The organism is Pseudomonas sp. TE21435 (assembly GCF_056279265.1).
The window spans coordinates 5,501,802-5,527,533 of record NZ_JBWBQZ010000001.1; the positions used below are offsets into that span (position 1 = coordinate 5,501,802).

Here is a 25,732-nt window from a genome sequence, read left to right on the forward strand (position 1 = left end):
GCACAAGCGGCCCCTTCTCGTTTTACTGCACGCCCGGATCGGCAACCAGTCGCCCGGTGGCCTTGGTCAGTGCCTGCAGAAACTCCTGCTGCAGCTCAGGATCGTTGCGCGTCAGTTCGATCAGGCTCTGTTCCAGTTCGCTGGCCTCTTCTTCCAGGCCCAGTTCCGACAGGCGCTTGACCCGATGTACCCACTGGCCGACATCGTCGTCCTCGAGGTCATCGAAAATCAGCTCGTGGGCCTCGAGCAACTTGCCACGCAAATTGCCGCTGACCAGCAGGCTGGCATCGCCTCGTACCTGGTTTTCCTCATCCACCACCTGCAGGTGCAGGGTGCCGATATGGTTGAGGTTCTGCTCGGAGAACGGGCTGTCGAGCAGGTTCAGGCGCAGTACGCCATGCTTGTCGGTGGTCAGCTCGTGGGTCATCTTGCCAGCCTTGACCTCGACCAGACGCTCGTTCCACGGCAGGCTGATGGACTCTTCGCGCTTGCCCTTCTCGACCTCGTCGATGCCTGCCAGGTTCTGCTGGGCACGGCCGTTGGACGGTACGTTCATGAACGGGTTGACGCCCGCCACGCCATAGCTCAGCCAGTCGTGGGTGACGCTGTCCGGCAGGTTGCCCAAGGCGAACACATTGGCCACGTTGGCGCCGATGCCCGCCACCACGGCCACCGCGCCCAGCGGGATCTCGTAGATCTCCCGCCAGGGTTGGTAGGGGGTGTAGCGGTCATAGCGGCGGGTCACTTCGAACTCGGTGACTTCGAAACGCTTGAGCTCATGAATGCGCACGCGCCGCTGCGGAAGCTCCATCACCTTCGGCTCGCCGACATCGATCTGCAGACTGTGCTCGAGCAGTTTGCGCTCGACGCGCTCCTCGTGGTCGCTGCGCTGGGACATCTGGTTGGCGCAGCCGCCGAGGAGCAGGGCGCCGCACAGTGCGGCGCCCCCCAGGGTGTAGGTACTTCGCTTGGACATGATCACTCGCGTAACGGGTTATCAGCGGCGGATGCGGGCCTGCAGGAAGGTCAGCACTTCATTGAGCGGCAGTGCCTGGGCCTCCGACTCGGTGCGGTGCTTGTACTCCAGGTTGCCATCGGCCAGGCCGCGGTCGCTGACGACGATGCGGTGCGGGATGCCGATCAGTTCCATGTCGGCGAACTTGATGCCAGGGCTGGTCTTCTTGTCGCGGTCGTCCAGCAGGACTTCGAAACCTGCGGCGGTCAGTTCGGCGTACAGCTTGTCGGTCGCCTCACGGACCACATCGGTTTCGTAGCGCAGCGGCACCAGGGCGATCTGGAACGGGGCCAGGGCGTCATTCCAGATGATGCCCTTGTCGTCGTGGTTTTGCTCGATGGCGGCGGCGACCACACGGGACACGCCGATACCGTAGCAGCCCATCGACAGGACTACAGGCTTGCCGTTCTCGCCCAGCACCTGGCACTTGAGCGCTTCGCTGTACTTGGTGCCGAGCTGGAAGATGTGGCCGACTTCGATGCCGCGCTTGATCACCAGGGTACCCTGGCCGTCCGGGCTCGGGTCGCCCTCGACCACGTTGCGCAGGTCGGCGACCTGTGGAACCGGCAGGTCGCGTTCCCAGTTCACGCCGAAGTAGTGCTTGTCGTCGATGTTGGCACCGATGCCGAAGTCGCTCATCAGGGCGACCGAGCGGTCGATGATGCACTCCAGCGGCAGATTCAGCGGGCCGAGGGAGCCTGCGCCGGCACCGATGGCGGCACGCAGCTCGGCGTCGGTGGCCATCACCAGCGGGTCGGCGACCTGCTCCAGCTTGGTGGCCTTGATTTCGTTGAGCTCGTGGTCGCCACGGACGATCAGCGCGACCAGCTTGCCTTCCTCGGCGCCATGCACGATCAGGGTCTTGACGGTCTTCTCGATCGCCAGGCCGAAGTTTTCCACCAGTTGCGCGATGGTCTTGGCGTCCGGGGTATCGACCAGGCGCAGCTCTTCGGTCGGCGCCGGGCGCACGGTTTCGCGCGGGATGGCCTCGGCCTTCTCGATGTTGGCGGCGTAATCGGAGCTGTCGCTGAAGATCACGTCGTCTTCGCCGGAGGAGGCGAGCACGTGGAATTCGTGGGAGTAGCTACCACCGATCGAGCCGGTGTCGGCCTGCACCGGACGGAAGTCCAGGCCCAGGCGGGTGAAGATGTTGGAGTACGCCAGGTGCATGCGGTCGTAGGTTTCCTGCAGGGAAGCCTGGTCGGCATGGAAGGAGTAGGCGTCCTTCATGATGAACTCGCGGCCGCGCATCAGGCCGAAGCGCGGACGGATCTCGTCACGGAACTTGGTCTGGATCTGGAACATGTTCAGCGGCAGCTGCTTGTAGCTGGACAGCTCGTTGCGCGCCAGGTCGGTGATGACCTCTTCGTGGGTCGGGCCGACGCAGAATTCGCGCTGGTGGCGGTCTTTCAGGCGCAGCAGCTCAGGGCCGTACTGCTCCCAGCGGCCGGATTCCTGCCACAATTCAGCCGGCTGGATGCTCGGCATCAGCACCTCGAGGGCGCCGGCGGCGGTCATTTCCTCGCGTACCACGGCTTCGACCTTGCGCATTACCCGCAGGCCCATCGGCAGCCAGGTGTACAGGCCGGAGGCCAGCTTGCGGATCATGCCGGCGCGCAGCATGAGCTGGTGGCTGATGACCACTGCATCGGCCGGGGTTTCTTTCTGGGTGGCGAGCAAATATTGACTGGTGCGCATGGTGAGCCGTGTCGATTGCCTGAATGTGAAATGACCCCGCATTGTACGGGGGCGAAACGAAAGCGTACAGAATGCAGCACTGGCGCGGTTCTGTCAGCCAAGAAAAAGCCCGGCGATCGCCGGGCTTCTTCATCTTTGGGCATCGCAAACCTGGGTTTACAGGATGCTCAGCGGGTACTCGACGATCAGGCGCAGTTCGTCGATGGAGTTGGAGCCGTAGTACACGCCGTCCGCGGAGCGGTAGGTAGCTTGACGCACGCGCAGGCTCAGGTCCTTGGCCGGGCCGCTTTGCAGGACGTACTTGACGTCGATGTCGCGTTCCCATTCCTTGCCGTTGTCGGTGGTGCGGGTGGTAGCACCGGTACCACGAGCGTAACGGGTCATGAAGGTCAGGCCTGGGATGCCATACTCGGCGAAGTTCAGGTCGTAACGGGCCTGCCAGGATTTCTCGTCTTCGGCGTTGAAGTCGGAACGGGCGATGGAGTTGGCCAGGAACACGGTGCCGCCACCGTCGACGCCATAGGCGTAGTCACCGTCGCCGCTGACTTTCTGGTAGGCCAGGGTGAAGGTGTGGGCGCCGATGTTGTAGGCGGCCGAGAGGCTGGCGGCGATGTTGTCGAGCTCGTTGGTGCCATCCGATTTCGTTACGAAGGCGCCGGTGCGGTTTTCACCAATGGACTTGGTGTCATAGATGTTGAAGTCGAACACCAGGCCTTGCTTGTCGCTGATCGGCAATGCCCAGTTGACGTTGCCGTACCACTTGCGGAAGTGATCCTCGACGCGCGAATAGTAGAGGGTGGTACTCAGGCTGTCGGTAATCGCGTAGGTGCCACCGAAGACGTTTGCTTCGGTCAGGCCCGGGCGCTTCTCGCGCGCATCGTTGAGGCCGCCGATGCTGTCCTTGTAGCTTGCCGCCTGAGCATCGAGACGGGTGAAGTGACCGGCGTTCAGCTCCAGGCCCTTGATTTCCTTGCTGGTCAGCAGGAAACCTTCGGCAACTTCAGGCAGCAGGCGGCTGTCGTCGGTAGCAAAGACCGGCATGGCGGTGTACTGGCCGCCGTATTTCAGGACAGTGTCGGAAATACGGAATTTGACCGCGCCGTAGCCCTTGGAGTAATCGTCTTGCGAACGGCCGTCAGAGCCGGTGGGGAACAGGCCGGTGCCGGCACGGCCCTTGCCGCTGTCGACCTTGACGCCCAACAGGCCGATGGCGTCGACGCCGACGCCGACGGTGCCTTGGGTAAAGCCGGATTCGAAGGTGCCGTGGAAGCCCAGGCCTGTTTCTTCTACGCGGCTCTGGTCGCCGGCGGGGGCATTACGGAAGTCACGGCTGAAATACAGCATCCGGGTCTTGACGCTGAGCTTGCTGTCTTCGACGAAGCCCTTGGATTCATCCTGCGAAGAGGCGACAGCCATCTGCGAAGTCCCTGCCGCTACGGCCAGGGCGATCATGCTCCACTTCATCACGCGCATCGTGATTTGCTCCTTTGGTTTTTAGGAAGAGTACCGCCGCACCCAAGTGTTTTAGTTATAGGGCCGGCTCTTTCTTGTTATGTCGGCGAAAATGTATATCACGCGGACTATTCTTGGCGATATGGGCAGAAACAACCTTTCGGTAACTTTATGGCCATGTCGCTGTCAGTTGTCTCCATGTCGCAAATCACGCCTGTCATATAAAGGCGTACAACGCCAGCGCTGTCTCGAAACCGTCATTTTTGTATAAATACAAAGTACGGCTTGTGAAACTCCCTGGTTATCCGATGCCGCTGTTGTTATTTGTCGCATTCATCCTGCAGTGCAGGGAGCGTGCCGACTTGGCGAGTAACGAATGCAACAAGCATGCTCAAAATCACGAACCTTTGATGAAATTTTCACAAAGGCCCTGCCTGTAGCCGGAAAACCTCCGAAAACACGGGCTGCGACCGGTTTGGCGGCGGTTCACGGTGATCTCTGGCGTATGGGTGTGAAGCTGCCTTCCAAGTCAAGGTGTTACCGACGATTGTTTATCCTGGCTGTTTTATGTGACGGATGTGTGGTGGAGGTCTGACGAGCGGCATCATTTTGGTGCGAAAAGTAGCGCTGTGTTACCGAAGCGGGGCGTCGATGTTGTCATTCGCGTGCTACAAATGGCTCGAATCGACGTCGCCGGGTGTGGCAAATGCCGAAGCAGAGTATCCTTGCGCCCCTGTGCCCGGCCGGTTGGAAGGGCTGTATTGCTAGAAAGGAGGTTTGCCGTGTTCACCCTCGATTCGCGTCTGCAGGAGGATTCCCTGGTATTGGGCGACCTGCCGCTGTGCCGCCTGCTGCTGAGCAAGGATGCCAATTACCCGTGGTTCATCCTGGTGCCGCGTCGCGCCGATATCACTGAAGTGTTCGAGCTCGAGGAAGCGGACCAGCAGCAGTTGTGGGTCGAGACGAGCGCCCTGGCCGAGGCGTTGAAGGATGCCTTTGCCGCCGACAAGATGAACGTCGCGGCCTTGGGCAATGTGGTCAGCCAGTTGCACATGCATGTGATCGTGCGTCAGCGTGGTGATGCCGCCTGGCCCGCCCCGGTCTGGGGCAAGGTGGCGGCCATCGGCTACACCCAGGAGCAGCTCGATGGTATTCGCCAGCAAGTGCGTGCGCTGCTGGGTGAGAGCTTCAAGGAGGCTTGAGGATGTCGCAGGAACTGGAAATGCGCATGATCGAGCTGGAGACCCGCCAGGCGTTTCAGGATGACAGCTTGCAGGCGCTCAATGATGTGGTTGTCGAGCAGAGCCGAGTGATCGAACGCCTGCAATTGCAGATGGCGGAGCTGATCAAACGCTACGAAGAGGTGGCCGGCCAGCAGGGCAGCGGGGAAGAGGAAGCGCCGCCGCCTCACTATTGAGCACGGCGGCGGCAAAGGGTCAGCGGCGCGCGACGGCGACCACGTCTTCAGCCTGCAGGCCTTTGTCGCGGTGCATCACCGAGAACTCCACGCGCTGGCCTTCGACCAGCACCCGGTGGCCTTCGCCGCGGATGGCGCGAAAGTGCACGAAGATATCGTCACCGGAGTCGCGGGAGATGAATCCGAAGCCCTTGGAGGTGTTGAACCACTTCACGGTACCGGTATCGCGCTGGCCGGCCTCCGTGGGATTGCCCTGGCTGGCGCGGGCCTTTCGCGTGCCGCGAACGAAGCCGGCCACCAGGTGCAGCACGCTGGCGAGGAAGGCGCAGGCCAGTGCTGGCAGGTTGCCAAGCTCCGGGCGGGCCAACAGGGTGAGGGTCTGCAGGACCACGGCCACGACCAGCAGGATACTGGTGGCGTGTTGCAGCTGTTGGCGCATGCCTTTGTAGTACTGCGGCAGTACGGGGGCAATCACCAGGTTGAGCAGGCCGAGCAGCGCCAGGTAGACAGCCTCGGGTTGCTGCAGGAAGGGTGTTGCGTCAGTTTTCAAGGTGGGTATGAGCGATAGCAGCAAAGCCGCCACGCCCGTCACCAGATGGACGATCTTGAACATTGGGTTTGGCTCACGTTGATAAGGCCGATCACAGGATGAGCTGGTCGCACGGTGCGCGTGAACTGTAGGCGCGAAAACGTGACGGGCCAGCCTATGCACCCGGCACTGACAATCCGCACGGGTGGCACACTGCCTATTTAACAGCAAAGACGGGGGCTTCTCAAACCGATTGGCGCCGACGGCTGTCCATGCAGCCTTGTGCCGCATGCGCCGGCGGGCAACTCTTGTTAGAGTGGTTGCTGCCCGCTTGATGATCAAGCCTTATGGAAAGGGGAGCTTCATGGCAATCGATATCGGTATCAGTGAAGAAGATCGCAAGTCCATCGTCGATGGGTTGTCCCGCCTGTTGTCGGATACCTATGTGCTGTATCTGAAAACCCATAACTTCCATTGGAACGTCACCGGTCCGTCGTTCCGCACCCTGCACCTGATGTTCGAGGAGCAATACAACGAACTGGCCCTGGCGGTCGACTCGATTGCCGAGCGCATCCGTGCCCTGGGCTTCCCGGCGCCGGGTTCCTATGCCTTTTATGCCCGCCACTCCTCGATCAAGGAAGAGGAGGGCGTGCCGCCTGCCGAAGAGATGATTCGCCAGCTGGTTCAGGGGCAGGAAGCCGTTGTGCGCACCGCTCGCAGCATCTTCCCGGTGGTGGACAAGGTCAGCGACGAGCCGACTGCCGACTTGCTGACCCAACGCATGCAGGTGCACGAAAAAACAGCATGGATGCTGCGCGTCTTGCTCGACGGGAACTGATTGCCGCTTGACCGTCGTTTGATCCAGCCAAGCCAGGCCCGATGCCTTCCCCGGTGTCGGGCCTGCACGTTTGCGGGGAAGGCTTTGCCGCTGCTATCGGCATGACCGGGTGGCGCTTCATGAAACACATGGATCCGTTCGCAGGGCGGGCGGGGTGTGGTTTCGAGATGATGGAGCGGTGCGGTGGACAATCCGATGTGTGGTATCGACGGCAATGCGAGGCACAGGCAGGGCGCGGGCAGCCCGCGGATCGATCCGTTCAGGCGGGACTTCGACATGGCGCAAGCGGGGCCTGTGTCACGCTCGGTACGGCTCAACGGTTTCGCCACCTGCCTGCGTCTGGAGGTAGTTTATTGGCGCATCCTGGAGCGCATCGCCCAGGCCAACCGCTGCTCGGTGAGCGCGGTGCTGTCCTATGTGGACCGCGAGGTGCACCTGCGCCATGGCGGGGTGAGGAATTTCAGCGGGCTGGTCCGGGTGATCTGCGTCACCTGGTTACAGGAAGCGCGGGACGTACACTGATCGCCGGGCTGCACAGCACTCCTTAACCATATATAATCCCGCTTTTTGCTGCCTTGGGCAGCGTGCGATGTGGTTGACGAGAGACGCCATGCCCCTTTACGACTATCAATGTGCATCCTGCGAACACCGCATGGAGGTGTTGCAGAAGATCAGTGCCGCGCCGCTGACCGATTGCCCGGCATGCCAGGCGCCGGCATTGAAGAAGCAGCTGTCGGTCCCCGGCTTCCGCCTGAGCGGCAACGGCTGGTACGAGACCGACTTCAAGACCGGGGCGAAAAAGAATCTGGCAGGCGGCGACAAGGCCGACTGAGTTGAATTGCACCGACCAGGTCTTGCAGTATTAGCCCCTTGGGCGGCCAAGACCTCCACCGAACATACGAATCACGAGAAGCGAAACCACGACCATGATGCGCAGCCATTATTGCGGCCAACTGAACGAGTCCCTGGACGGCCAGGAAGTCACCCTTTGCGGCTGGGTCCATCGTCGCCGCGACCACGGCGGGGTGATTTTCCTCGATATCCGTGACCGCGAAGGCATGGCCCAGGTGGTGTTCGATCCGGATCGCGCCGAAACTTTCGCCGCCGCCGACCGTGTGCGCAGCGAATACGTCGTGCAGATCACCGGCAAGGTACGCAAGCGCCCGGATGGCGCAGTGAACGCCAACATGGCCTCCGGCGCCATCGAGATCCTCGGTTACCAGCTGACTGTGCTCAACGAGGCCGAAACGCCGCCGTTCCCGCTGAACGAATACTCCGACGTGGGCGAGGAAACCCGCCTGCGCTACCGCTTCATCGACCTGCGTCGCCCGGAGATGGCCGACAAGCTGCGCCTGCGTTCGCGCATCACCAGCAGCATCCGTCGCTTCCTCGACGAGAACGGCTTCCTCGACGTCGAGACGCCGATCCTCACCCGTGCCACGCCGGAAGGCGCCCGTGACTACCTGGTGCCGAGCCGTACCCACGCTGGCAGCTTCTTTGCCTTGCCGCAGTCGCCGCAGCTGTTCAAGCAGTTGCTGATGGTCGCTGGCTTCGACCGCTACTACCAGATCGCCAAGTGCTTCCGCGACGAAGACCTGCGTGCCGACCGCCAGCCGGAATTCACCCAGATCGACATCGAGACCAGTTTCCTCGACGAGTCCGAGATCATGGGCCTCACCGAGAGCATGATCCGCAAGCTGTTCAAGGAAGTCCTGGACCTGGAGTTCGGTGACTTCCCGCACATGACCTACGAAGAGGCCATGCGCCGCTATGGCTCCGACAAGCCAGACCTGCGTATCCCGCTGGAACTGATCGACGTTGCCGACCAGCTCAAGGATGTCGACTTCAAGGTCTTCGCCGGCCCCGCCAACGATCCGAAGTGCCGCGTCACAGCCCTGCGTCTGCCGGGCGGCGCCAGCATGCCGCGCAGCAAGATCGACGAGTACACCAAGTTCGTCGGCATCTACGGTGCCAAGGGCCTGGCCTACATCAAGGTCAACGAGCGTGCCAAGGGTGTCGAGGGTCTGCAGTCGCCGATCGTCAAGAACATCCCCGAGGCCAACCTCAACACCATCCTCGACCGCGTTGGCGCGGTCGATGGCGACATCGTGTTCTTCGGCGCCGACAAGGCCAAGATCGTCAGCGAAGCCCTGGGCGCGTTGCGTATCCGCCTGGGTCATGACTTCGAGCTGCTGACCTGCCAGTGGGCGCCGATGTGGGTCGTCGACTTCCCGATGTTCGAAGAGAACGAAGACGGCAGCTTCACCGCGCTGCACCACCCGTTCACCGCGCCGAAGTGCACCCCCGAGGAGCTGGAGGCCAATCCGGCCACCGCGCTGTCGCGTGCCTACGACATGGTGCTCAACGGCACCGAGCTGGGTGGCGGTTCGATCCGTATCCACCGCAAGGAAATGCAACAGGCGGTATTCCGCCTGCTGGGTATCGAGGCGGCGGAACAGGAAGAGAAGTTCGGCTTCCTGCTCGACGCCCTGAAGTTCGGCGCACCGCCTCACGGTGGCCTGGCCTTCGGCCTGGACCGCCTGGTCATGCTGATGACCGGCGCGCAGTCGATCCGTGAAGTGATCGCCTTCCCGAAAACCCAGAGCGCCGCGTGCGTCATGACCCAGGCCCCGGGCATGGTCGACGCCAAGGCCCTGCGCGAGCTGCACATCCGTCTGCGCGAGCAGACCAAGGTCGAGTAACCTCGACTACGGGCGCACGTGTTGCGCCCACGTATTCATGCGTTCCGCCCTTCGGGGCGGAACCTGTTTCTGTTTCAAGGATTTGGAGTCGTTATGGCCGGTCATTCCAAGTGGGCGAACATCAAGCACCGCAAAGAACGCCAGGATGCCAAGAGAGGCAAGATCTTCACCAAGTGGATTCGCGAACTGACCGTCGCTGCCAAGCAAGGTGGTGGTGATCCGGCGTCCAACCCGCGCCTGCGCCTGGCGCTGGACAAGGCCCTGGGTGCCAACATGAGCCGCGACATCATCGACCGCGCCGTGGCCCGCGGTGCCGGCACCAACGAAAGCGACAACGTCGAAGAGCTCAGCTACGAGGGTTACGGCCCGGGCGGCGTGGCGATCATGGTCGAAGCCATGACCGACAACCGTAACCGTACTGCCGCGGCCGTGCGGCATGCCTTCACCAAGTGCGGCGGCAACCTCGGTACCGACGGTTCGGTGGCCTACCTGTTCGAGCGCAAGGGGCAGATCAGCTTCGCCGCCGAGCTGAACGTGGACGAGGATGCGCTGATGGAAGCCGCGATGGAGGCCGATGCCGACGATGTGGTGGTCAACGACGACGGCTCCTTTGACGTGTTTACCTCGTTCAACAGCTTCTATGCCGTGCGCAATGCCCTGGAAGAGGCCGGCTTCAAGGCGTCCGACGCCGAGATCGTGATGCAGCCGACCACCAGCGCCGAGCTGGACCAGGACGGTGCGGAGAAGGTGCTCAAGCTGATCGACATGCTCGAGGACCTGGATGACGTGCAGAACGTCTACTCCAACGCACAGATCTCCGATGAGGTCATGGAAACGCTGGGCTGATCGTTTCGGCTATCGGCTGTAGCGCGGGGCAAGCCCGCTCCCACAAGGCCTGCGCCAGATTGCGGTGTAGCCTTTGTGGGAGCGGGCTTGTCCCGCGATAAGGCCGGCAAATTCGCACACCTTTGTAGGCGCTATGACTCTCATTCTTGGTATCGACCCCGGCTCGCGCATCACCGGTTTTGGCGTGGTCCGCCAGACTGCCCGTGGCTGCGAGTACGTGGCGTCGGGCTGTATACGCACTGGCGGCGGTGAGCTGCACGAGCGTCTGCAGATCGTCTTTCGCGGTGTCAGCGAGATCATCCGCCAACATGAGCCGGTGACCATGGGCATCGAGCGGGTGTTCATGGCGCGCAACGCCGATTCGGCGCTCAAGCTTGGCCAGGCCCGGGGGGCAGCCATCGTCGCCGCCGCCGAGGCCGGTCTGGAGATCGCCGAATACACCGCCAGCCAGGTCAAGCAGGCCGTGGCCGGTACCGGCGGCGCCAACAAGGAGCAGGTGATGATGATGGTCATGCACCTGCTCAAGCTGACCCAGAAACCGCAGATCGATGCCTCCGACGCCCTGGCCATCGCCCTGTGCCATGCCCATACCCGCTCCAGCCTCATCCCCCACGGGTTGGCGACGGCTCGGCGTCGTGGCGGACGCTTGCGTCTGTAAACGCTTCATGCGGTGATACACATTTTGTCCGGGTGAAGCACTTTCCCGGCGCATTTGCTGATAGGGTGGACCGGTTTTCGACCGGCACCCCAGAGGAAGGATCGGAACGTGATTGGACGTTTGCGTGGCACCCTGGCGGAAAAACAGCCGCCGCACCTGATTGTCGACATCAACGGCCTGGGCTATGAGCTCGAAGTGCCGATGACCACGCTGTACCGTCTGCCCAAGCTGGGCGAGACCGTCACCCTGCACACCCATCTGGTGGTGCGTGAAGACGCCCATCTGTTGTACGGCTTCTTCGAAAAGCGCGAACGCGAGCTGTTCCGCGAGCTGATCCGCCTCAACGGCGTTGGCCCGAAACTGGCGCTGGCGCTGATGTCGGGGCTCGAGGCCGACGAACTGGTGCGCTGCGTCCAGGCCCAGGATGCCTCGGCGTTGGTGCGCGTGCCCGGTGTTGGCAAGAAGACCGCCGAGCGCCTGCTGGTCGAGCTCAAGGATCGCTTCAAGGCCTGGGAAACCTCGCCCGCCATGTTCACCCTGGTGTCCGATGGCCCGGTGCCGGTGGCCAGTGCCTCCAATGCCGAGGCCGACGCGGTCAGCGCCCTGGTGTCGCTGGGCTACAAGCCGCAAGAGGCCAGCAAGGCGATTGCCGCCATCGAGGGCAAGGCCAACCTCAGCAGTGAGGAACTGATCCGTCGCAGTCTCAAAGGGATGATTACCAAGTGATCGAGACCGACCGCCTGATCGCCGCCTCCGGACGCGACCGCGAAGAGGTCCAGGATCGTGCGATCCGCCCGCTGAGTCTGGACGAATACATCGGCCAGCCGGTGGTGCGCGAGCAGATGTCGCTGTTCATCCAGGCCGCGCGCGGGCGCAGCGAGTCACTCGACCACACCCTGATCTTTGGTCCGCCGGGCTTGGGCAAGACCACGTTGGCCAACATCATCGCCCACGAGATGGGCGTGTCGGTGAAGAGCACCTCCGGCCCGATTCTCGAGCGGCCCGGCGATCTGGCGGCGATGCTGACCAATCTCGAGCCGCACGACGTGCTGTTCATCGACGAGATCCACCGCTTGTCGCCGGTGGTCGAGGAAGTGCTCTATCCGGCGATGGAAGATTTTCAGCTGGACATCATGATCGGCGAGGGCCCGGCCGCGCGCTCGATCAAGCTCGACCTGCCGCCGTTCACCCTGGTCGGCGCCACCACGCGTGCCGGCATGCTGACCAACCCGCTGCGTGATCGCTTCGGTATCGTCCAGCGCCTGGAGTTCTACAGCGACAGGGACCTGGCGACCATCGTCAGCCGTTCGGCCGGCATCCTCGGCTTGCCCATGGACGACAAGGGCGCATTCGAGATCGCCCGCCGGGCTCGTGGCACGCCACGGATCGCCAATCGCCTGCTGCGGCGGGTGCGCGACTTTGCCGAAGTGCGCGGCAAGGGTGAGATCACCAAGGTGGTCGCGGACATGGCGCTGAACCTGCTGGATGTCGACGAGCGTGGCTTCGATCACTCCGACCGGCGTCTGCTGCTGACCATGATCGAGAAGTTCGACGGTGGCCCGGTGGGGCTCGACAATATTGCCGCGGCGATCGGCGAGGAGCGCCACACCATCGAGGACGTGCTCGAGCCCTATCTCATCCAGCAGGGCTATATCATGCGTACCCCCCGTGGGCGCGTGGTCACCCGGCACGCCTACCTGCATTTCGGCCTGAACATTCCCGGGCGTTTCTGCGAGGGTGGGGAATATGCGGCGCAAGACGACGAATGACAGATCGAATCGGCATTTTCGTGGTCCTACCGCTGGCATGCCCTGGGCTCGCTGGCAATACGACATTATCGATGCAAAAACAGTTGCCGCAGCGGATTGGCAAGCACAGGAGTAAGCACTAGAGTATGCGCGCGCAAAATGGGCTGGAACCGTTCGCACACCGCTGTCGCGTCTATTACGAGGATACTGACGCCGGTGGCGTGGTGTATTACGTCAACTACCTCAAATTCATGGAGCGCGCGCGCACCGAGCGGCTGCGTCACCTGGGGTTCTCCCAGGCCCAGCTGGCGCAGGACAATTTGTTGTTCGTGGTCCATTCCAGCGAGGCGCGCTATCACGCGCCGGCCCGCCTGGACGACGAGCTGCGGGTAACCGCGCAAGTACTTGAATTGAATCGTGCCAGCCTGCGCTTCGTGCAGCAGGTGTGGCGAGCAAAGGATGAAGTGCTGCTCTGCGAGGGGCAGTTCCTGGTGGCCGCCGTGCGCGCCGACACTTTCAAACCCCGGGCCATTCCCCCAGAACTGCGCGACGCCTTCCTGGCGGACGGCACGGGTACTCAATCGAACGCAGGAGAATAAGCGTGGAAGCAAACGTCGTCGACCATACCTCCATGTGGAGCCTGGTCGCCAATGCCAGTGTCGTGGTTCAGCTGGTAATGCTGACCCTCGTGGCAGCCTCGGTGACCTCTTGGATCATGATCTTCCAGCGCAGCACCATGCTGCGCGCCGGTCGTCGTGCGCTGGACGCTTTCGAAGAGCGCTTCTGGTCGGGCATCGACCTGTCCAAGCTGTACCGCCAGGCGGGCAGCAACCCAGACCCGGACTCGGGTGTCGAGCAGGTCTTCCGTGCCGGCTTCAAGGAATTCTCGCGCCTGCGCCAGCAACCAGGTGTCGACCCGGACGCGGTCATGGAAGGGGTAGGGCGTGCCATGCGCGTGGCCATCTCCCGCGAGGAAGAAAAGCTCGAGCAGAGCCTGCCGTTCCTGGCCACCGTCGGTTCCACCAGCCCGTACATCGGTCTGTTCGGTACCGTATGGGGCATCATGAACTCCTTCCGTGGCCTGGCCAGCGCCCAGCAGGCCACCCTGGCCACCGTGGCCCCGGGCATCGCCGAGGCGCTGATCGCCACTGCGATCGGCCTGTTCGCCGCGATCCCGGCTGTGATCGCCTACAACCGTTTTGCCGCGCGCAGTGAAGTGCTGATCGGGCGCTACTACACGTTCGCCGACGAGTTCCAGGCGATCCTGCACCGCAAAGTACACACCAGCGAAGAGTGATCAGGTAGAAACCCATGGCCCGAGTTCGCCACAAACGCAAGCCGGTCGCCGAGATGAACGTGGTGCCCTACATCGACGTGATGCTGGTGCTACTGGTTATCTTCATGGTGACCGCCCCGATGCTCAACCAGGGCGTGAAGGTGGACCTGCCCAAGGTTTCCAGCGAAGCCCTGCCGCAGGACAACAACGTCCAGGTCCTGACCATCTCGATCAAGGCCGACAAGACCTACTATTGGAACCTCGGTAGCGAAGTCGACACCGACAAGCAGATGGACAAGGCCATGACCTTGCCGGACATGACCAGCGCGGTGACCAAGATCATCGCCGCCGGTCGTGACCAGGGCAAGCAGACCCAGGTCTTCATCCGTGGCGACAAGGCTGTCGACTACGGTGCGGTGATGGGCGCCATGGGCGGGTTGCAGAAGGCCGGTGTCGGTAACGTTGGCCTGATTACCGAGGCGCCCTGATGCAACAGCGAGAGCCATCCGCCTCGGAAAGCTACTTCTGGCCCAGTGTCTGGGCCATTGCGCTGCACGTGCTGGTGTTCGGCATGCTGTTCGTCAGCTTCGCCATGACGCCCGAGCTGCCGCCCTCCAAGCCTATCGTCCAGGCCACGCTGTATCAGCTCAAGTCCAAGAGCCAGGCGACCACCCAGACCAATCAGAAGATTGCCGGGGAGGCCAAGAAGACCGCTTCGCGCCAGACCGAGGTCGAACAGCTGGAGCAGAAGAAGGTCGAGCAGGAGGCCGTGAAGGCCGCGGAACAAAAGAAAGCCGACGCCGCTCAAAAGGCCGAGGAGGCTCGCGAAGCCGCCGAGGCGAAGAAAGCCGAAGACGCCGCCAAGGCCGCCGAGCAGAAGAAAGCCGCCGAGGCCAAGAAAGCCGAGGAAGCGAAGAAAGCTGCCGAGAAGCAGCAGGCCGACATCGCCAAGAAGAAGGCTGAGGAAGAAGCGAAGAAGAAGGCCGAGGAAGAAGCCAAGAAACAGGCCGCGGAAGAGGCGAAGAAGAAAGCCGCCGAAGACGCGAAGAAAAAAGCAGCCGAGGACGCCAAGAAGAAAGCGGCGGCCGAGGACGCGAAGAAGAAGGCAGCTGAAGAGGCCAAGAAAAAGGCTGCGGCAGACGCCCAGAAGAAAAAGGCACAGGAAGCGGCCCGCAAGGCGGCGGAAGACAAGAAGGCCCAGGCACTTGCCGAGCTGTTGTCCGACACCACCGAACGGCAGCAGGCGCTGGCCGACGAGCAGGGTGACCAGGTGGCCGGCGACTTCGACGACCTGATCCGCATGCGCGCGGCCGAAGGTTGGGCGCGTCCGCCATCCGCGCGCAAGGGCATGACGGTAGTTCTGCAGATCAACATGCTGCCGGACGGCACCCTCACCAATGTGAGTGTGGCCAAGTCCAGTGGCGACGGTCCGTTCGACAGCTCGGCCGTGGCCGCGGTGAAGAACATTGGTCGGTTGACCGAAATGCAGGGCTTGAAGCCGAACGAGTTCAATCCGTATCGTTCATTCAAGATGACATTTACACCTGAGGATCTAGCGTTGTGATTAAACGTCTGAGAGGACTCCTGGTCTTGCTCTGCTGCGTGGCAGGCATGGCGATGGCAGAGGAAAAGAACATCCTGGTCACCAGCGGTAGCGACCGGGCAACTCCCATTGCGGTAGTGCCGTTCGGTGTCCAGGGCGGCAGCGTGCTGCCGGAAGACATGGCCGATATCATCGGCAACGACCTGCGCAACTCCGGCTACTACGCGCCGATCCCGCGGCAGAACATGATCAGCCAGCCAAGCCAGGCCAGCGAAGTGATCTTCCGCGACTGGAAAGCGCTGGGCGCCCAGTACGTCATGGTCGGCAGCATCGTGCCGGCCGGTGGTCGCCTGCAGGTGCAGTACGCCCTGTTCAACGTCGCCACCGAGCAGCAGGTGCTGACCGGTAGCGTGGCCGGCGGCGTCGACCAACTGCGCGACATGTCGCACTACATCGCCGACCAGTCGTTCGAGAAGCTCACCGGCATCAAGGGTGCGTTTTCCACGCGCATGCTGTACGTGACCGCCGAGCGTTTCTCCACCAACAACACCCGTTACACCCTGCAGCGTTCGGACTACGACGGTGCCCGTGCAGTAACCCTGCTGCAGTCGCGTGAGCCGATCCTGTCGCCGCGCTTCGCACCCGATGGCAAGCGTATCGCCTATGTCTCGTTCGAGCAGAAGCGCCCGCGCATCTTCATCCAGCACATCGACACCGGTCGCCGCGAGCAGATCACCAACTTCGAAGGCCTGAACGGCGCGCCTGCCTGGTCGCCTGACGGCTCGCGCCTGGCATTCGTGCTGTCGAAGGACGGCAACCCGGACATCTATGTGATGAACGTGGCTTCGCGCCAGATCACCCGTGTCACCGCAGGCCCAGGCATCAATACCGAGCCGTTCTGGGGCAAGGATGGCAACACCCTGTACTTCACCTCCGACCGTGGCGGCAAGCCGCAGATCTACAAACAGTCGGTTGGTGGCGGTGGTGCCGAGCGCGTGACGTTCGTGGGTAACTACAACGCCAACCCGAAATTGTCGGCGGACGAAAAGACCCTGGTGATGATCCATCGCCAGCAAGGTTTCACCAACTTCAAGGTGGCCGCGCAGGACCTGCAACGTGGAAGTGTAAAGATTCTCTCCGAGACCAGTCTTGATGAGTCTCCCACTGTTGCGCCAAACGGCACCATGCTAATCTACGCCACCCGCCAGCAGGGCCGGGGAGTCTTGATGCTCGTGTCGCTTAACGGCCGCGTGAGGCTCCCACTTCCTACCGCTCAAGGCGAAGTCAGAGAACCGTCCTGGTCCCCTTACCTGAACTGATTGCGGCGTAACACGTTTTGCTTAACACACTGGGGTTTCATTAGGAGTTTCACGATGGAAATGCTGAAGTTTGGTAAATTCGCTGCGCTGGCTCTGGCCATGGCTGTAGCTGTAGGTTGCTCCTCGAAAGGCGGCGACAACGCTGGTGAAGGCGCTGTTGATCCGAACGCTGGCTACGGTGCCAACACTGGCGCTGTCGACGGCTCCCTGAGCGAAGAAGCCGCCCTGCGCGCAATCACCACCTTCTACTTCGAATACGACAGCTCGGACCTGAAGCCAGAAGCCATGCGCGCTCTGGACGTTCACGCCAAGGACCTGAAGTCCAACGGCAACCGCGTTGTCCTGGAAGGCAACACCGACGAGCGCGGCACCCGCGAGTACAACATGGCTCTGGGTGAGCGTCGTGCCAAGGCCGTTCAGCGCTACCTGGTTCTGCAGGGCGTTTCCCCTGCTCAGCTGGAACTGGTTTCCTACGGCGAAGAGCGTCCAGTTGCCACCGGCAACGACGAGCAGTCCTGGGCCCAGAACCGTCGCGTAGAACTGCGTAAGTAAGTTCCTATGCGTATGTGCCGTCGTGCTGTAACCGTCCTCGCACTCAGCCTGCCCCTTTCGGCGTGGGCTGCGGTTCCCGTAGTAGATGACAACGCGGGTGGCTATCCACCTGCGGGTTATGGCACGAGCGGCGCCTATGCCGGAGCAGGGGCTTCGGCCCCTGCTTCTGCAAATGGCCAGCTGTTCATGCAGCTGCAGCAGATGCAGGACCAGATTTCCCGCCAGCAAGGCATCATCGAAGAGCTGCAGAACGATGTGTCGCGCATGAAGCAGGAAAACCTCGAGCGCTACCAGGATCTCGACCGCCGCATCAGCAGCGGTGCCGCGCCTGCCGCGACTCCAGACAATTCTTCCACCGGTGGCGCGAACAGCGCAGCCACGGGTGCGGCCGCCGGCGCCAATGCCGCGCAGCCACCGGCCGCGAGCAGCGAGCCGGGCGATCCGGCGAAAGAGAAGCTGTATTACGACGCCGCTTTCGACCTGATCAAGCAGAAGGACTTCGACAAGGCCAGCCAGGCCTTCAACGCCTTCCTGCGTAAGTACCCCAACAGCCAGTACGCCGGCAATGCCCAGTACTGGCTCGGCGAGGTCAACCTGGCCAAGGGCGACCTGCAAGGTGCCAGCCAGGCGTTCGCCGAGGTGGGCCAGAAGTACCCGAAACACAGCAAGGTGCCGGATTCGCTGTACAAGCTGGCCGATGTCGAGCGCCGCATGGGCCACACCGACAAGGTCAAGGGTATCCTGCAGCAGGTCATCACCCAGTACCCCGGTACTTCCGCCGCGCAACTGGCGCAACGCGACCTGCAAAAGCTCTGAACGACCCGTTGAAGAAGAAACCCGCGCTTGTCGCGGGTTTTTTCGTTAGAATCACGGCCCTTTTTTCGTAAACACGCTGCCGCGGATAACGCTTTGTCGAGTCCGCGACAGTGCCTGACGGAGGCGGACAGCCTGTTTAGCTGTCACGCCCGTGGCGATCATGCAAGACACATTACGCATCACCGAAGTGTTTTACTCGTTGCAGGGTGAAACGCGAACGGCCGGGCTGCCCACGGTTTTCGTGCGCCTGACCGGTTGCCCCCTGCGCTGCCAGTACTGCGACAGTGCCTATGCCTTCAGTGGCGGCACTGTCCGCACCCTCGACTCCATCCTTGAACAGGTGGCCGGCTTCAAGCCGCGTTACGTCTGCGTGACCGGTGGCGAGCCACTGGCCCAGCCCAACGCGCTGCCTTTGTTGCAGCGCCTGTGCGACGCCGGTTACGACGTGTCGCTGGAAACCAGTGGCGCTCTCGATATCAGTGGCGTCGACACCCGGGTCAGCCGCGTGGTCGATCTCAAGACCCCAGGCTCCGAGGAGTCTCACCGCAATCGCTACGAGAACATCGAGCTCCTGACCGGCAACGACCAGGTCAAGTTCGTCATCTGTTCCCGCGAGGACTACGATTGGGCGGTTTCCAAGCTGATCCAGTACAACCTGGCCGAGCGCGCCGGTGAAGTGCTGTTTTCGCCCAGCCACCATCAGGTGAGCGCCACCGATCTGGCCGACTGGATCGTCGCCGACAACCTGCCCGTACGCTTCCAGCTGCAGCTGCACAAGCTGCTGTGGAACGACGAACCCGGACGTTGAGGAGAAAGACATGACTGACAAACGCGCGGTAATCCTGCTGTCCGGTGGCCTGGATTCGGCCACCGTGGTAGCCATGGCCAAGGCCGACGGCTACCAGTGCTACACCATGAGCTTCGACTATGGCCAGCGCCATCGCGCCGAGCTTAACGCCGCGGCACGGGTGGCTAGTGATCTGGGCGTGGTCGAGCACAAGGTGATCGGCCTGAACCTCGATGGCATCGGTGGCTCAGCGCTGACCGACAGCAGCATCGATGTACCCGAGGCGCCAAGCGAGGGGATTCCGGTCACCTACGTGCCGGCTCGCAACACCGTGTTCCTGTCCCTGGCCCTGGGCTGGGCGGAGGTGCTCGAAGCCCGTGACATCTTCATTGGTGTCAACGCCGTGGATTACTCCGGCTACCCTGACTGCCGCCCGGAATTCGTCGAGGCCTTCGAGCGTATGGCCAACCTGGCTACCAAGGCCGGCGTGGAAGGGCAGGGATTCCGTATCCAGGCGCCGCTGCAGAACCTGAGCAAGGCACAGATTGTCCAGGCGGGCATCGCCCGTGGCGTGGACTACAGCCTGACCGTTTCTTGCTACCAGGCCGACGACGACGGACGTGCCTGCGGCAAGTGCGACAGCTGCCGCTTGCGCGCCGACGGCTTCAAGGCGGCCGGCGTAGAGGATCCCACCCGGTATTTTTGAAAAAAAATTGCGATGGAGTGTTGATTTCCTCTGAGAAATCAGTAATATACGCGCCATCCAACGGGTCGTTAGCTCAGTTGGTAGAGCAGTTGGCTTTTAACCAATTGGTCGTAGGTTCGAATCCTACACGACCCACCATATGCAGTACGAAAAAGCCCGCCTTCATGGCGGGCTTTTTCATGCCTGTCGAAAAAGTGGCCTGACCCACTGTCAACGGTTCAGGCGCCGTGCATCGAACGCATCACGTGCCTGGTAGGCGGTGTAGGTGGCCTGCGCAGCCGCCAGGCCGGCCAGGCCGAAGGTGCGGTCGAGGCCGAACCGACTGAAACCGCTCGGGATCGGCAGGCGATGGGCAATGGCATCCGCCAGGACTTCGCCGGCGACCGTGGTCGGGGCCATGCCATGGCCGCCGAAACCGACCGCGTGCCAGATGCCGTTGTGGTCCTGGCCGATCTGCGCCATCTGGTGGCGTCCGTAGCTCATCAGGCCGCCCCAGGAGTACTCCAGTTCCACGTCCTCGAATTGCGGGTAGACGCTCGCCAGGTCGGCCTTGAGCAGCCTGGCGATGGCCTGCGGCCCGCGATCGAGAATGGAGATGCGTCCGCCCCAGAGGATCCGGCTGTCTTTCAGCGGGCGGTAATAATCGAAGGCGAAGCGTGTATCGTAGATGGCCGACTGGCAGTCGATGGCGTCCTGCAGGCGTGCGCCCAGTGGCGCAGTGGTCACCACGTAGGTGGCGATCGGCAGCACGGCGCGTTCGATCGGGGCGTAGACGCCGCGGGCATAGCCCCCTGCGCTGAACACCACCTGCTCGGCATGGACTTCGCCCTGGCCGGTGCGCACGATGTAGCCGCCTGCCTTCTTCTCGATACTGGTGACCGGCGACTGTTCGTAGATCGTCACCCCGGCCTGTGCGGCTGCCTGGGCGATGCCGCAGACATACTTGAGCGGGTGGAAGTGGAATGCGTTGCGCTCCAGCAACCCGCCGTAATAGCGCTCGGTCCTGAGCTGTTCCTTCAGTTCGCCGGGGGCGATGTATTCCCAGTCGACGCCATAGGCCTGCTTCATCAGCTGGCGCGGTTTCTCAAGGCGCGACGGGTCGTTGAACCAGTTGGCGAGGATCACACCCTGGTCGACCAGGTCGCAATCGATGGTGTATTTGCGGGTGCGTTCGCGGATCAGGCCGACGGCGTCGAGTGTCAATCGATACAGCTTGCGTGCCTCGTTGGCGCCCAACGCCGCCAGCAGATCGGCGTTGCCGAGGCTGTAGCCGCCGAAGACGAAGCCGCCGTTGCGTCCCGAGGCGCCATGGCCGATGCGTTGCGACTCGAGGAGTGTCACATCGCTCACCCCGCGCTCGGCAAGCCCTATCGCAGTCGACAGGCCGGCCAGGCCACCACCGAGGATGCAGACGCGGGTATCGGTGCGCCCGCTCTGGGCAGGGTAGAAGGTTCTGCTGGCGGTGGCTTCGTAGTAGGAGTCGAAGGTGCTGTTCATCAGGGTCCCGGAGCAGTGGTGGGCGGACCGGGGCGGGTCCGCCAATGGAGAGTTCAGGCGGGTTGCTGGCTGGCTGCGAGCGCATCGCCTGTGGGCTCTGCCTTGCTGCGTTCGGCTTTGCGAATCTCGATACTGGAGAAGTCCATTTCCCTGTAGCGCACCACCTTGGAGCCTGTGACCAGCTTGTGGCTGAACCAGACCACCACGAACAGCACCAGGCCGACGTAGGTGGCGAAGGCACCGACCCAGTCGATCTGCCCGCCGATGAACGCCTGGTAGTTCTGCCCGAGCATGACCACCATGCACAGGCCGAAGGCGAACAGCGGGCCGAACGGGAAGTATTTCGACACATACGGCAGTTTCGCCAGGTCATTGCCATTGAGCAGGTAGCCGCGGCGGAAGCGGTAATGGCTGATGGCGATGCCCAGCCAGGCGATGAAACCGAGCATGCCGGAGGTGTTCAGCAGCCACAGGTAGAGCTTGCCGGGGCTGAACAGGAAGCTCAGCAGGCACAGACCCGCGACCGCGGCGGTGGCCAGCAGCGCCCAGACCGGCGTGCCACTGCGGGTCACCCGGGCGAAGATGGCCGGCGCCTTGCGCTCCAGCGCCAGGCTGTAGAGCATGCGCGACGAGGCATACATGCCTGAGTTGCCGGCGGACAGCACCGAGGTCAGGATCACTGCGTTCATCACGGCGGCGGCGGCGAGCATGTCAGCCTTGGTAAAGATCAGGGTGAACGGACTGATGGTGACATCCGACAGGCCGTCTTTGAGCAGGCGCGGGTCGGTGTAGGGGATCAGCAGGCCGATCACGACAATGGTGAGTACGTAGAACAGCAGGATGCGCCAGAAGATCTGGCGCACGGCCTTGGGAATGTTGCGTCCCGGGTTTTCCGTTTCGCCAGCGGCGATGCCCACGAACTCGGTGCCCTGGAACGAGAAACCGACGATCATCGCCACGCCGATCAGCGCCGGCAGGCCGCCGGCAATGGGCGCGTCGCCGATCTGCCAGAGGTGGGCGCCACCGTCCTGGCCGCCTTCGAGGATGCCCAGCAGCATCAGCACACCCACGGCGATGAAGATGATGATGGTGATGACCTTGATCAGGGCGAACCAGAACTCCGCCTCGCCGAAGAAGCGCACCGAGGCGACATTGAGGGCGAACAGCAGCACCAGGAAGGCCGCACTCCAGATCACCCCGGGGGTGTCCGGGAACCAGTAGAGCATGATGATCTGTACGGCCACCAGGTCCACGGCGATGGTCACTGCCCAGGAGTACCAGTAGTTCCAGCCCAGGGCGAAGCCGAAGCTTTCTTCGACGTAGCGCGAGGCATAGGTGGAGAACGAGCCGCTGACCGGCATGCACGCGGCCATTTCGCCGAGGCTGGTCATCAGGAAGTAGACCATCAGGCCAATCACCGCGAAGGCCAGCAGTGCGCCGCCGGGGCCAGACTGGGCAATGGTGGCGCCGGAGGAGACGAACAGGCCGGTGCCGATGGAGCCGCCGATGGCGATCATGTTCAGGTGACGGCTGGTGAGGGTGCGCTTGAGGTGTCCGGAAGGTGGGGCTGCGGCAGTCAAACTTCCGTTGTTGTTCGAATGGGTCATAGGCAACCTATTGGATCTGCATTCGGGTGAGTTGTTGTTTTTGTTGTGAACTGACCACTTCCAGTTGCAGGTGACGGGCGCGGATGGGGCGCCGGTCGGCCAGCAGCTTCTCCAGTGCTGCGGCGGTGGCGATTGCATTGATTGAAATCAGTATTGGCGTTGAAAGGTGTTCGCAACAAACGACAATTAGTTGCCATATCATTCCATTTTGGAATGCTTGGTTTCGTCGTTTTGATCGTGTGGCAAAGTTGAAATTTGCACGCATTCATCTGGATTACCCATATTTACTGAGATGCGTCGACGTCATTGTGGAGTGTGAAATGGTCGTTTTGTAACTGTCATGAAATGTACGAAACAATATGGCGGAAATTTATTCATCATTGATGCAACAAAAAACCGATACCTGGCGTGGCCAGATATCGGTTTCGGAGGGTCATATCCCTTCAAGCGGAGGGATTGATGAAGGGGCAGCCTTGTCGTGAGCTGTCAGCCTCTGTCACGGCGGACCGTGCGGCTGTTGGCAGTCCGCTGTTGCTGTTTCATCCGGGGGGCGGATTCAAACCCGGAACTGCGCCATCAGTGCCTGCTGCTGGTTGGCCAGCCGGTTCAACGCCTGGCTGATGTGCGCCGATTCGTCGGCCTGCCCCGACAGCGACTCGGTCACGTCGCGGATGCCCGCCACGTTGCGGTTCACCTCTTCGGCCACTGCGCTCTGTTCCTCGGCGGCCGAGGCGATCTGCAGATTCATGTCGGTGATCACCGTCACCGCCTCGCCGATACGCTGCAGCGCTGGCAAGGTCTGTTCCATCTGCGCGGCACTGTCCTGGGCCTGGCGCTGGCCGGCCTGCATTGCCTCGACCACGTCCTGGGTGCCTTGCTGCAAACCTTCGATTACCTGGCGGATCTCCTCGACCGACACCTGGGTGCGCTGCGCCAGGTTGCGTACTTCGTCGGCGACCACCGCAAAGCCTCGCCCGGCTTCGCCGGCGCGGGCCGCTTCGATGGCGGCGTTGAGGGCCAGCAGGTTGGTCTGCTCGGCGATGGCGCGGATCACTTCAAGTACCGAGCCGATCTGTTCGCCACGGCTTTCCAGGGCGCGGGCTTCATCCATGGCCGCATCCATGCCGCCGGCAAGCTGGGCGATCGCTTCGCGGGTGGCGCCCACCCGCGCCAGGCCATCGCGGGTTGCCTGGTCGGCACCGCGTGCGGCCTGGGCGGCCTGTGCGGCGTTGTGGGCAACGTCATGGGCAGTGGCGCTCATTTCGTTTGCCGCCGTGGCCACCTGTTCGATTTCGCGGTGCTGTTGCTGCATGCCGTCGCTGGTCTGGCGGGCAATCAGCGCCGACTGGTCGGCAGTGCCGCGGGCTTCCTGCAGCGAACCCTTGAGCTGGGCGATCACCGGTTGCAGCTTGTCGAGGAAGCGGTTGAACCAACCGGTGAGCTGGCCCAGTTCGTCGTCGCGGGCGTAGTCCAGGCGCCGCGTCAGGTCGCCTTCACCGCTGGCGATGTCCTCCAGGCGGGCGGCCACGGCCAGGATTGGCCGGGTCACGCCGCGGGCGGTCAGCCACACCAGCAGCAGCCCCAGCACGGCGGCGCCCAGGCCGACCAGCAGGCTGACGAGGTTGGCCTGCTGGTTCTGGCTGTCCAGGCGCTGGTTGAGGGTGACGGCGGGGGCTTGCAGTACCTGCTCGGGCAGTTCGAGCAGCACCTGCCACGGTGCCGCCCCGGGAATTGGCGCAAAGGGTCGGGAAATACGCATGGTGCCTTGGTCCAGGCGCTCGACGGCCTGGCCGGCGCGCAGTGGTGCGGCCAGGGCCGCCGCGCTGGCACCGAAGGCCTGCTGCACGGTCTTGCTCAACTGGCCGGCATCCTGACTGTGGCCGGCGAGCAGGCCCGCAGGGCTGACGATGCTGACCTGGCCCTGGCCGTCGAACAGCTCCTGGCGGCCGGCCAGGCTCAATTGCTGCAGGTTGTCCAGGCCGATGTCCAGGCCGACCACGCCCACCACCTTGCCGTTTTCCTGCAGCGGCAGAGCAATGCTGGTCATCAGTACCTGATGACCGTTGACCTCGTCGAAATACGGGTCTAGCACGCACGCCTTGGCGGTTTCCAGCGGGCAGGTCAGCCAGCGGTTGTAGGGCGAACCGTTGGCGCCGATGCTGGTATCGGCGAGCATCGACTCGGGCATGGCCTCCGCTTCGAGGTCGCCAGTGCCGGGCTGCGACCAGTACAGCGAAAAACGCCCGCTGTCGTTGCTGCCGTTGTCGGCCTGGCCGACGAAGCGCGCGTCCTGCTGGTCCAGGGCGTTGGGTTGGAACACCAGGTACAGGCCGATCAGGTCGGTATTGCCGGCCAGTGCGGCGCGGGCTTCTCGGCTCAGCTCACCGCGCAGTTCGGCACCGCCACGGGCCTTGAGCGCCTGCACCAGGCGGGCGAAACCGTTGCCGAACTGGTAGGCGTCCATGAAGTAGCGCTGGATGCGCAAGGCCTGGGTTTCGCCGTGGGCCTGCAGGCGCAGGCGGGCACTGTGGTCGAGCAGTTCGGTGTTGGCCTGGAATACCTGCTCGGCGCTGCGCCGGGCCTGGGTGAGCGAGGTGGCCACCAGCAGGGCGACGATGGCCAGCAGGCACAGGCCGGCGAGCAGGGTGATCTTCCACTGGATGGAGAGACGGCGCTGCGACATGGGCTTTTCCTTCTCGGGCAAACACAACGCCCGCGGTCAGGCG

Annotated in this window: 27 protein-coding genes, 1 tRNA gene and 1 pseudogene; 20 read left to right on the forward strand and 9 right to left on the reverse strand. The window is 62.7% G+C overall.

All coding sequences use genetic code 11. From position 1 onward, the window contains the following. Nucleotides 1-22: 22 nt before the first annotated feature. The 3 genes from ACZ9C1_RS24995 to ACZ9C1_RS25005 form a co-directional block, all read right to left on the reverse strand. The gene (locus tag ACZ9C1_RS24995; RefSeq protein WP_046856772.1) at nt 23-976 is read right to left on the reverse strand and encodes a lipoprotein; all 954 of its coding nucleotides are present in this window, start codon (nt 974-976) and stop codon (nt 23-25) included. 21 nt (nt 977-997) lie between these two features. Next, complete coding sequence (locus ACZ9C1_RS25000) at nt 998-2,713, reverse strand: proline--tRNA ligase (protein ID WP_046856771.1); 1,716 nt, start codon at nt 2,711-2,713, stop codon at nt 998-1,000. Between the two features lie 156 nt (nt 2,714-2,869). Further along, nucleotides 2,870-4,186 (reverse strand): OprD family porin, encoded by a 1,317-nt coding sequence (locus ACZ9C1_RS25005; RefSeq protein WP_102681674.1) that lies wholly within the window; start codon nt 4,184-4,186, stop codon nt 2,870-2,872. A 761-nt stretch (nt 4,187-4,947) separates the two neighbouring features. On the opposite strand from ACZ9C1_RS25005, the gene ACZ9C1_RS25010 reads away from it, so the two are divergent. Together ACZ9C1_RS25010 and ACZ9C1_RS25015 are read left to right on the forward strand one after the other, a co-directional pair. Then, entirely contained in the window at nt 4,948-5,367 is a 420-nt protein-coding gene (locus ACZ9C1_RS25010; protein ID WP_102681675.1) for an HIT family protein, read from the forward strand. A 2-nt stretch (nt 5,368-5,369) separates the two neighbouring features. Further along, on the forward strand, nt 5,370-5,582 hold the full coding sequence (locus ACZ9C1_RS25015) for a SlyX family protein (RefSeq protein WP_476254493.1): 213 nt from the start codon (nt 5,370-5,372) through the stop codon (nt 5,580-5,582). 19 nt (nt 5,583-5,601) lie between these two features. On the opposite strand, the gene ACZ9C1_RS25020 is transcribed toward ACZ9C1_RS25015, so the two are convergent. Next, nucleotides 5,602-6,195, reverse strand: coding sequence for a cold-shock protein (locus ACZ9C1_RS25020; RefSeq protein WP_023628702.1), 594 nt, complete (start codon nt 6,193-6,195; stop codon nt 5,602-5,604). Nucleotides 6,196-6,475: 280 nt separating this feature from the next. On the opposite strand from ACZ9C1_RS25020, the gene ACZ9C1_RS25025 reads away from it, so the two are divergent. From ACZ9C1_RS25025 to ACZ9C1_RS25110, 18 genes are all read left to right on the forward strand, one after another. Continuing rightward, on the forward strand, nt 6,476-6,949 hold the full coding sequence (locus ACZ9C1_RS25025; RefSeq protein ID WP_028690591.1) for a Dps family protein: 474 nt from the start codon (nt 6,476-6,478) through the stop codon (nt 6,947-6,949). A 195-nt stretch (nt 6,950-7,144) separates the two neighbouring features. Then, nucleotides 7,145-7,471 carry a ribbon-helix-helix domain-containing protein gene (locus tag ACZ9C1_RS25030; protein ID WP_102681730.1) on the forward strand — a complete coding sequence of 109 codons (327 nt, stop codon included), beginning with the start codon at nt 7,145-7,147 and terminating at the stop codon, nt 7,469-7,471. Nucleotides 7,472-7,559: 88 nt separating this feature from the next. Further along, the gene (locus ACZ9C1_RS25035) at nt 7,560-7,781 is read left to right on the forward strand and encodes an FmdB family zinc ribbon protein (RefSeq protein WP_046856766.1); all 222 of its coding nucleotides are present in this window, start codon (nt 7,560-7,562) and stop codon (nt 7,779-7,781) included. A gap of 94 nt (nt 7,782-7,875) precedes the next feature. Continuing rightward, nucleotides 7,876-9,651 carry an aspartate--tRNA ligase gene (gene aspS, locus ACZ9C1_RS25040; protein ID WP_046856765.1) on the forward strand — a complete coding sequence of 592 codons (1,776 nt, stop codon included), beginning with the start codon at nt 7,876-7,878 and terminating at the stop codon, nt 9,649-9,651. A 93-nt stretch (nt 9,652-9,744) separates the two neighbouring features. Then, nucleotides 9,745-10,497 (forward strand): YebC/PmpR family DNA-binding transcriptional regulator, encoded by a 753-nt coding sequence (locus ACZ9C1_RS25045; protein WP_476254494.1) that lies wholly within the window; start codon nt 9,745-9,747, stop codon nt 10,495-10,497. Nucleotides 10,498-10,630: 133 nt separating this feature from the next. Then, a complete protein-coding gene (ruvC, locus tag ACZ9C1_RS25050; protein WP_023628699.1) occupies nt 10,631-11,155 on the forward strand; it encodes a crossover junction endodeoxyribonuclease RuvC in 525 nt (174 codons plus the stop codon). Nucleotides 11,156-11,263: 108 nt separating this feature from the next. Beyond that, a complete protein-coding gene (gene ruvA / locus ACZ9C1_RS25055) occupies nt 11,264-11,881 on the forward strand; it encodes a Holliday junction branch migration protein RuvA (protein ID WP_102681676.1) in 618 nt (205 codons plus the stop codon). After that, complete coding sequence (gene ruvB, locus ACZ9C1_RS25060; protein ID WP_476254495.1) at nt 11,878-12,924, forward strand: Holliday junction branch migration DNA helicase RuvB; 1,047 nt, start codon at nt 11,878-11,880, stop codon at nt 12,922-12,924. The genes ruvA and ruvB overlap by 4 nt, the downstream gene beginning before the upstream one ends. Nucleotides 12,925-13,049: 125 nt before the next feature. Then, nucleotides 13,050-13,502, forward strand: a complete 453-nt coding sequence (gene ybgC / locus ACZ9C1_RS25065; protein ID WP_023628696.1) for a tol-pal system-associated acyl-CoA thioesterase — start codon at nt 13,050-13,052, stop codon at nt 13,500-13,502. A 2-nt stretch (nt 13,503-13,504) separates the two neighbouring features. Next, entirely contained in the window at nt 13,505-14,200 is a 696-nt protein-coding gene (gene tolQ, locus ACZ9C1_RS25070) for a protein TolQ (protein WP_023628695.1), read from the forward strand. Nucleotides 14,201-14,214: 14 nt separating this feature from the next. Continuing rightward, the gene (gene tolR, locus ACZ9C1_RS25075; protein ID WP_046856763.1) at nt 14,215-14,667 is read left to right on the forward strand and encodes a protein TolR; all 453 of its coding nucleotides are present in this window, start codon (nt 14,215-14,217) and stop codon (nt 14,665-14,667) included. After that, nucleotides 14,667-15,743 carry a cell envelope integrity protein TolA gene (gene tolA, locus ACZ9C1_RS25080; RefSeq protein WP_110697866.1) on the forward strand — a complete coding sequence of 359 codons (1,077 nt, stop codon included), beginning with the start codon at nt 14,667-14,669 and terminating at the stop codon, nt 15,741-15,743. Before tolR ends, tolA begins: the two co-directional genes overlap by 1 nt. Before the next feature lie 47 nt (nt 15,744-15,790). Next, complete coding sequence (gene tolB / locus ACZ9C1_RS25085; RefSeq protein WP_046856761.1) at nt 15,791-17,041, forward strand: Tol-Pal system beta propeller repeat protein TolB; 1,251 nt, start codon at nt 15,791-15,793, stop codon at nt 17,039-17,041. 54 nt (nt 17,042-17,095) lie between these two features. Then, the gene (gene pal, locus ACZ9C1_RS25090) at nt 17,096-17,593 is read left to right on the forward strand and encodes a peptidoglycan-associated lipoprotein Pal (protein ID WP_008090230.1); all 498 of its coding nucleotides are present in this window, start codon (nt 17,096-17,098) and stop codon (nt 17,591-17,593) included. A 6-nt stretch (nt 17,594-17,599) separates the two neighbouring features. Then, entirely contained in the window at nt 17,600-18,409 is an 810-nt protein-coding gene (ybgF, locus tag ACZ9C1_RS25095; protein ID WP_023628691.1) for a tol-pal system protein YbgF, read from the forward strand. 160 nt (nt 18,410-18,569) lie between these two features. Then, on the forward strand, nt 18,570-19,217 hold the full coding sequence (gene queE, locus ACZ9C1_RS25100) for a 7-carboxy-7-deazaguanine synthase QueE (RefSeq protein ID WP_277503117.1): 648 nt from the start codon (nt 18,570-18,572) through the stop codon (nt 19,215-19,217). 10 nt (nt 19,218-19,227) lie between these two features. Next, nucleotides 19,228-19,902: a 7-cyano-7-deazaguanine synthase QueC gene (gene queC / locus ACZ9C1_RS25105; protein WP_277503118.1), complete on the forward strand. Its 675-nt coding sequence runs from the start codon at nt 19,228-19,230 to the stop codon at nt 19,900-19,902. A gap of 62 nt (nt 19,903-19,964) precedes the next feature. After that, nucleotides 19,965-20,040, forward strand: a tRNA-Lys gene (locus ACZ9C1_RS25110). Between the two features lie 72 nt (nt 20,041-20,112). On the opposite strand, the gene ACZ9C1_RS25115 is transcribed toward ACZ9C1_RS25110, so the two are convergent. The 5 genes and pseudogenes from ACZ9C1_RS25115 to ACZ9C1_RS25135 all read right to left on the reverse strand — a co-directional run. After that, the gene (locus ACZ9C1_RS25115) at nt 20,113-21,399 is read right to left on the reverse strand and encodes an NAD(P)/FAD-dependent oxidoreductase (RefSeq protein WP_476254496.1); all 1,287 of its coding nucleotides are present in this window, start codon (nt 21,397-21,399) and stop codon (nt 20,113-20,115) included. A gap of 53 nt (nt 21,400-21,452) precedes the next feature. Then, nucleotides 21,453-23,006 carry an amino acid permease gene (locus ACZ9C1_RS25120; protein ID WP_457378783.1) on the reverse strand — a complete coding sequence of 518 codons (1,554 nt, stop codon included), beginning with the start codon at nt 23,004-23,006 and terminating at the stop codon, nt 21,453-21,455. A gap of 7 nt (nt 23,007-23,013) precedes the next feature. After that, nucleotides 23,014-23,271, reverse strand: coding sequence for a hypothetical protein (locus tag ACZ9C1_RS25125; protein ID WP_146022577.1), 258 nt, complete (start codon nt 23,269-23,271; stop codon nt 23,014-23,016). A 291-nt stretch (nt 23,272-23,562) separates the two neighbouring features. Next, entirely contained in the window at nt 23,563-24,318 is a 756-nt protein-coding gene (locus ACZ9C1_RS25130; protein WP_371926761.1) for a methyl-accepting chemotaxis protein, read from the reverse strand. 102 nt (nt 24,319-24,420) lie between these two features. Next, nucleotides 24,421-25,689 (reverse strand): annotated as a pseudogene (locus ACZ9C1_RS25135) (methyl-accepting chemotaxis protein); the annotation flags it as partial. Nucleotides 25,690-25,732: the final 43 nt, after the last annotated feature.

Coding starts and splice junctions, on each gene's coding strand:
- ruvC (WP_023628699.1), top strand. CDS start 10,631: ATGACTCTCATTCTTGGTATCGACCCCGGCTCGCGCATCACCGGTTTT.
- ACZ9C1_RS25015 (WP_476254493.1), top strand. CDS start 5,370: ATGTCGCAGGAACTGGAAATGCGCATGATCGAGCTGGAGACCCGCCAG.
- pal (WP_008090230.1), top strand. CDS start 17,096: ATGGAAATGCTGAAGTTTGGTAAATTCGCTGCGCTGGCTCTGGCCATG.
- tolR (WP_046856763.1), top strand. CDS start 14,215: ATGGCCCGAGTTCGCCACAAACGCAAGCCGGTCGCCGAGATGAACGTG.
- ACZ9C1_RS25000 (WP_046856771.1), bottom strand. CDS start 2,713: ATGCGCACCAGTCAATATTTGCTCGCCACCCAGAAAGAAACCCCGGCC.
- queE (WP_277503117.1), top strand. CDS start 18,570: ATGCAAGACACATTACGCATCACCGAAGTGTTTTACTCGTTGCAGGGT.
- aspS (WP_046856765.1), top strand. CDS start 7,876: ATGATGCGCAGCCATTATTGCGGCCAACTGAACGAGTCCCTGGACGGC.
- ACZ9C1_RS25025 (WP_028690591.1), top strand. CDS start 6,476: ATGGCAATCGATATCGGTATCAGTGAAGAAGATCGCAAGTCCATCGTC.
- ACZ9C1_RS24995 (WP_046856772.1), bottom strand. CDS start 976: ATGTCCAAGCGAAGTACCTACACCCTGGGGGGCGCCGCACTGTGCGGC.
- ybgF (WP_023628691.1), top strand. CDS start 17,600: ATGCGTATGTGCCGTCGTGCTGTAACCGTCCTCGCACTCAGCCTGCCC.
- ACZ9C1_RS25035 (WP_046856766.1), top strand. CDS start 7,560: ATGCCCCTTTACGACTATCAATGTGCATCCTGCGAACACCGCATGGAG.
- ACZ9C1_RS25045 (WP_476254494.1), top strand. CDS start 9,745: ATGGCCGGTCATTCCAAGTGGGCGAACATCAAGCACCGCAAAGAACGC.
- ACZ9C1_RS25020 (WP_023628702.1), bottom strand. CDS start 6,195: ATGTTCAAGATCGTCCATCTGGTGACGGGCGTGGCGGCTTTGCTGCTA.
- ACZ9C1_RS25005 (WP_102681674.1), bottom strand. CDS start 4,186: ATGCGCGTGATGAAGTGGAGCATGATCGCCCTGGCCGTAGCGGCAGGG.
- ACZ9C1_RS25120 (WP_457378783.1), bottom strand. CDS start 23,006: ATGACCCATTCGAACAACAACGGAAGTTTGACTGCCGCAGCCCCACCT.
- tolA (WP_110697866.1), top strand. CDS start 14,667: ATGCAACAGCGAGAGCCATCCGCCTCGGAAAGCTACTTCTGGCCCAGT.
- ACZ9C1_RS25130 (WP_371926761.1), bottom strand. CDS start 24,318: ATGCAGCAACAGCACCGCGAAATCGAACAGGTGGCCACGGCGGCAAAC.
- tolB (WP_046856761.1), top strand. CDS start 15,791: ATGGCGATGGCAGAGGAAAAGAACATCCTGGTCACCAGCGGTAGCGAC.
- ACZ9C1_RS25030 (WP_102681730.1), top strand. CDS start 7,145: ATGTGTGGTATCGACGGCAATGCGAGGCACAGGCAGGGCGCGGGCAGC.
- ybgC (WP_023628696.1), top strand. CDS start 13,050: ATGCGCGCGCAAAATGGGCTGGAACCGTTCGCACACCGCTGTCGCGTC.
- ACZ9C1_RS25125 (WP_146022577.1), bottom strand. CDS start 23,271: ATGCGTGCAAATTTCAACTTTGCCACACGATCAAAACGACGAAACCAA.
- queC (WP_277503118.1), top strand. CDS start 19,228: ATGACTGACAAACGCGCGGTAATCCTGCTGTCCGGTGGCCTGGATTCG.
- ACZ9C1_RS25115 (WP_476254496.1), bottom strand. CDS start 21,399: ATGAACAGCACCTTCGACTCCTACTACGAAGCCACCGCCAGCAGAACC.